Here is a 5,303-nt window from a genome sequence, read left to right on the forward strand (position 1 = left end):
CGCGGCGGCGGCCGCGATCAGGGCGTCGGTCTCCGGCCCCGAGAGGGGGCGGTGAGTCCAGTCGGACACCGCCGGGACGAGGTCGTAGCCGAGGCGGTCGAACAGGCGGCCGAGGAAGCGGCGGCGCATCCGCTCGACGAGGGGGTGGGGACGGAGGGCGGCGCCGTGGGGCATCGGTGCAGGGTCTCTTCGGGGGGTTCAGGCGGCCTGCTCGATTGCGGGACCCGAGACCCGCACGAAGTGGCCGGGCTCGATCTCGGTCATGGTCCCGGCCTCGCCGCCGGTGAGGCGGTAAGGCTCGGGCCAGCTCGCCGGGTCGGAGAAGCGGTCGCTCATCAGCAGCTTCAGGTCGAGGGGATGATCGAGGTCGGGCTCGGGCACGGCGGCGAGCAGGGCCCGCGTGTAGGGGTGGGCGGGGTTCCTGAAGAGCGCCGCCTTCGGCGCCTCCTCGACGATGTAGCCCCGGCACATCACCGCGATCGTGTCGGCGATGTAGTCGACGACCGCGAGGTTGTGGGAGACGAACAGGTAGGAGACGCCGAGGCTCGCCTGCAGGTCCTTCAGCAGGTTGAGCACCTGGGCCTGGACCGAGACGTCGAGGGCCGAGACCGGCTCGTCGCAGAGCAGCACCCGGGGCTTGAGCGCCAGCGCCCGGGCGATGCCGAGGCGCTGGCGCTGGCCGCCCGAGAAGGCGTGCGGGTAGCGGCGCAGCGAGGTCTTGTCGAGCCCGACCATGTCGAGCAGCTCCTTGGCGCGCTCGTAGCGCTCGTCCGCGTTGCCGACGCCGTGGATCCGCAGGGGCTCGGTCAGGAGCTCGTAGACCGTCATGCGCGGGTTGAGGGACGAGAACGGATCCTGGAACACGAACTGGACCGCGCGGCGAAAGTCCTTCAGCTCCCGGTCCTTGAGGGCGAAGACGTCGCGGGGACCTCGGCCGGACCCGTCGTCGAAGGTCACGGTGCCGGAATCGGGACGCAGCGCCCGCATCACCACCTTCGACAGGGTGGTCTTGCCGCAGCCCGACTCGCCGACGAGGCCGAGCGTCCGGCCCGGATGCAGGCTCAGGGAGACGCCGTTGACGGCATTGATGGTGCGCACCTTCCCCTTGAACCATCCCGAGCGCAGGGTGAAGGACTTGCGCACCCCCTCGATGGCGAGCAGCGGCCCGGCCGGATCGGGCCGGTGCGGCTCCCCGGCCTTGCGCGCCAGCACCGCGCTCTTCACCTCGCGGATCGGGGTCAGGCGCTCGCCCGGCTCCATGTGGAAGCGCGGCACCGCCCGCATCAGCGCCTTGAGGTAGGGGTGGCCGGGCCGGCGGAAGATGTCCTCGCGGGAGCCCGCCTCCATCACCCGGCCGCGATACATCACCACCACGTCGTCGGCCATGTTGGCGACGACCCCGAGGTCGTGGGTGATGAGCAGCATCGCCATGCCGGTCTCGGCCTGCAGCTCGCGCATCAGCTCCAGGATCTGCGCCTGGGTGGTGACGTCGAGCGCGGTCGTCGGCTCGTCGGCAATGAGGAGGGCGGGCTTGGTGATGAGCGCCATCGCGATCATCGCGCGCTGGCGCAAGCCCCCCGACAATTCGAACGGGTAGGTGACCAGCGCCCGCTTCGGGTCCGGGAAGCCGACGCGGTCGAAGACCTCGATCGCCCGGGCCTTCGCCTGGTCGGCGGAGACGTCGGCGTGCAGGCGCAGCGCCTCGGTGACCTGGTCGCCGACGGTGTGGAGCGGCGACAGCGAGGTCATCGGCTCCTGGAAGATCATGGCGATGCGCCCGCCGCGCAGCGCCTGCATCCGGGCGGAGTCGGGCCGCAGGGCCGCGATGTCGGTGCCGCCCGCCGGGCCCGCGGGATCCGACAGGCGGATGCCGCCGCCGGTGATCCGCGCGACCTTGGGCAGGATCTGCAGGATCGCCTGCGCGGTGACCGACTTGCCGGAGCCCGATTCGCCGACGAGCGCCACGGTGCGGCCCGCCGGCACGTCGAGGGACAGGCCGTCCACCGCCCGGAAGGTGCCGGTATCGGTGGAGAAATCGACCCTCAGGTCGCGGATCGACAGGAGCGGTGCCGTCATCCTGGTGCCGTGCTGTCCTCTCGGGGCGGGGGCGTCCCCGGATCACCGCCAAAGATAGGGTCTGTTTGTGACACGGGCGACGCCGCTGGGGCAAACAATGCCGCGGCCCGCGATAATCTCGCGCCGCGGCTATTCGCGGCATCATTGGCGAGCCGGTCGAGGAGCCGCGCGCAGAAGTCCCAGGTGGGATCGTCCTGCACGAGATGGTGCGTGAGGAGCCCGACCGCGCCGCCGGCTGCGACGGCCGCCGCCGCACGGGAGACAATGCTCTCCGGATCGGCGAGGCCGCCGCCGGAGCGCCAGGCGATCGGGTCGATCGCGGCGTGGGCCTGGGAGAGCCCGGCGACCTGCGGCAGGTTCCCGGCGGCCGACAGGCCGCGATAGCCGAGGGCCGGCAGAGCACCGGACAGCGCTGCGGCGATGCGGTTCCAGGGCGGCACCAGCACCGGCAGCAGGCGGGGGCCGAGCCGGGCCTTCGCGAGGGCCAGGGCTTCCGCCGCATCGGCCCGCAATGCCGACAGGGGCCGGTGCGGGCCGAGTTCGGCCTTCTTGGCGCCGGGCGGCGCGTGGTTGGCATGAGCGAGCCCGTGGACCAGGAGGTCGACGCCCGCCTCGTCCGCCAGGCGGCCGGCCAGCGACGGTGCGGCCCGGGCCGGCACCGCCGCCAGGGCGACCGGCCAGCCGGTGCGGGCCGCCAGCGCGAGCAGCCGGTCGAGGGCGGGTGTATGCGCGGTCGCGTCGTCGTCGCGCCACCAGAGGGCGACGGTGCGGCCCTGGTCGGCGGCGCGGGCGAAGGCGTCGGTGAGTGGAGTCAAGTCGAGGGCTTGATGAAGTGCCGGCCTTGCCCCCTCTCCCGCGCGAGAGAAGGGAGTGCCGGTGCCCAGCATCGCCTCCACGATCGCCACGCTCCGCCGTGACCCGTCGCGCGCGATGGCTCGGGTTGCGGCCGACGGCGGGGCGGAGAGGGCCGCCGCGGCCAGACTTTCTGCCGTCAGCTCATTCTCCGGCAGCACCCGGGCGAGGCCGTGGGCCGCCAGGGTGTCGGCGCGCAGGCGCTGCTCGGTCTCGTGGCCGGCCTCGAACGGCACCAGCAGGGCCGGGCCGCCGCCGTGCAGGAGGTCGAGCACCGTGTTGTAGCCGGCCTGGCTGACCGACAGGGCGGCGCTCGCCAGGAGGGCACGGAAATCGGGCCGGGCCCGCTCGACCACGGCGTTCGGCGGCGCCGCCCGGCGCAGGTCCGCGAAGGCGGGCTCCGGCACCGCGCGACCGACGAGGATACGCCAGGACAGGCCCGGCGTCCGGGCCGCCGCCGCCACGGCGGCCTCCTGCAACGGCAGCCCCGCGGCGCTGGACCCGCCCGAGACCACGATGCCGGAGCGGGGACCGGCCGGGGCGGGCGTCGTCTCGGCCTCGTCGACGTAGCCGGTGTAGCGCAGGATCCGGGCGAGGTCGGCATCGACCGGCCAGGAGGCGTCGAGGGGCAGGAAGGCCGGGTCGCCATGGACCAGCACGGCGTCGTAGGCCGCGAGGCGGGCGTGGGTGGCGGCGACCCGCTCCGGGCGGCTCGGTGCCGCCAGCACGTCGCGGACCGAGGCGAGGAGCAGGGGACGCGGGGAGGCGGCCCGCACGGCTGCGACCAGGGCCTCGAATTCCGGCGTCAGAATCCGGCGGCCGAACGGGTAGAGCTCGGTGATCACCGCATCCGGGGCAGCGTCCGCGAAGGCCGCGAGCAGGGCGTCGCGGCGGGCCGCCAGGCGCTCCGCCGTCACCGGCGCGCCGTCCGGGTCGAGGAGCGCTGTGAAGGCGGTGCCGATGATCCGCACCGGCGGAAGCTGCACCAGGCGGACGCCGTCGAGACGGGCGAGGGCCGCCGGCATGCCGCCGGAGACGAGGGTGACGGCGTGCCCGGCCGCCGCGAGGGACCGGGCGAGCGCCGCCGCCCGGGTGAGGTGCCCGGCGCCAAGGAGGTGCGTGACGGCGATCAGGATCCGGCTCATGCCCGCCGCTCCCCGATCATTGGCAGGAGCGTCCGGCGCAAGATCGCGGCCGCCCCGTCGAGGCCGCGCTCGCCGCGGGCGAAGGCGAGGGCGGCGGCCCGCATCGCCGTGCGGCGGTCGGGCGCACCGACAAGGTCCGCGATCGCGGCCGCGAGGGCGGCGGCGTCGCCGGGAGCCGTCACGCGGCCCGTGACGCCGTCCCGCACCACGTCGGGCACGCCGCCGTAGCCGCCGGCCACCACCGGGCAGCCATGGGCCTGCGCTTCGAGCAGCGCCATGCCCCAGGCCTCGTTGACGGCGGGCCAGACCAGGAGGTCGGCGGCGGAATAGAGGGCCGAGAGGGCGGGGGGCGCCACGGCGCCGTGGCGGCGCACGCGGTCGCCGAAGGGCGCGAGCAGGGCCGCCACCTCACGCGCCGCCGGGCCGTCTCCGGCGACGTCGAGGGTCCAGGACCGGTCGCCGAGCCGCACCAGGGCTTCGGCGAGGAGGCGGTAGGAGGCGAGCTTGTCGCCCTCCCGCATCATCGCGACGGTGAGGAGACGCAGGGACGCCGGCGGCGTCGCGGCGGGCAGGACCGGCAGCGGCCAGTCGGCGGGATCGAGGAAGGGCGGCAGGTCGGCCAGCACCTGACGGTCCGGCCGCGCCGCCTCCAGCGCCGGCCGGTCGCGGCGGTTCATCACCAGGATCAGGTTCGCGGCGTCCAGCGCCGCTTCGGCACCGGCATGGCCGAGCGCGTGCGGCCCGGCGGCGCGCTTGCCAGCCCGCGAGCCCTCCGCCACCACGTAGGGGATGCCGAGGGCGCCCGCCACCGCCGGGCCGATCCAGTCCGGCGCCTTGTAGTAGACGTGGTAGGTGAACCAGAGGTCCGGCGGATCGGCCCGGCAGCGCGCGATCAGGCGCTCGGCCTCGGCCTGCGACTCCGCCCGCAGGACCGGATGCCGCGACCCGTCGGGGTCACGGGTGCGCAGGGAGCTGGCGACCTCCGGCGCGAACCCCGCCGCGGCGAGGGCCCGCAGCAGCAGCCGGGCCACCGCGCGCTCGCCGGAGGGCACCGGGTGGTCGGGGGCCTTGAGGGGCGCGTAGAAGGCGATCCGGCTCATCGGCCGGCCGCTTGCCCAGCCGCTTGCCCGGCCGCCTGGCCGAGCAGGCGGGCGATCGTCTCGAACCCGGCCTCCGCGCCGAACTCCGCCCGCAGGCGGGCGAGGGCGGCGGCGGCGAGGCGCGCCCGCT

Annotated in this window: 3 protein-coding genes; all 3 read right to left on the minus strand. The window is 75.0% G+C overall.

Features of this window, described 5'->3' with window-relative positions:
* Positions 1-198 precede the first annotated feature (198 nt).
* Genes VQ02_RS30735 through VQ02_RS30745 form a run of 3 tightly spaced genes read right to left on the minus strand, consistent with a single transcriptional unit; the run spans position 199 to position 5,173 of the window.
* The gene (locus tag VQ02_RS30735; RefSeq protein ID WP_048448057.1) at positions 199-2,076 is read right to left on the minus strand and encodes an ABC transporter ATP-binding protein; all 1,878 of its coding nucleotides are present in this window, start codon (positions 2,074-2,076) and stop codon (positions 199-201) included.
* Positions 2,073-4,073, minus strand: a complete 2,001-nt coding sequence (locus VQ02_RS30740; protein ID WP_048448058.1) for a glycosyltransferase — start codon at positions 4,071-4,073, stop codon at positions 2,073-2,075. Before VQ02_RS30740 ends, VQ02_RS30735 begins: the two co-directional genes overlap by 4 nt.
* The gene (locus VQ02_RS30745; RefSeq protein WP_048448059.1) at positions 4,070-5,173 is read right to left on the minus strand and encodes a glycosyltransferase family 4 protein; all 1,104 of its coding nucleotides are present in this window, start codon (positions 5,171-5,173) and stop codon (positions 4,070-4,072) included. Before VQ02_RS30745 ends, VQ02_RS30740 begins: the two co-directional genes overlap by 4 nt.
* Positions 5,174-5,303 lie beyond the last annotated feature (130 nt).

The organism is Methylobacterium variabile, assembly GCF_001043975.1.
Classification (GTDB): Bacteria; Pseudomonadota; Alphaproteobacteria; order Rhizobiales; family Beijerinckiaceae; genus Methylobacterium; species Methylobacterium variabile.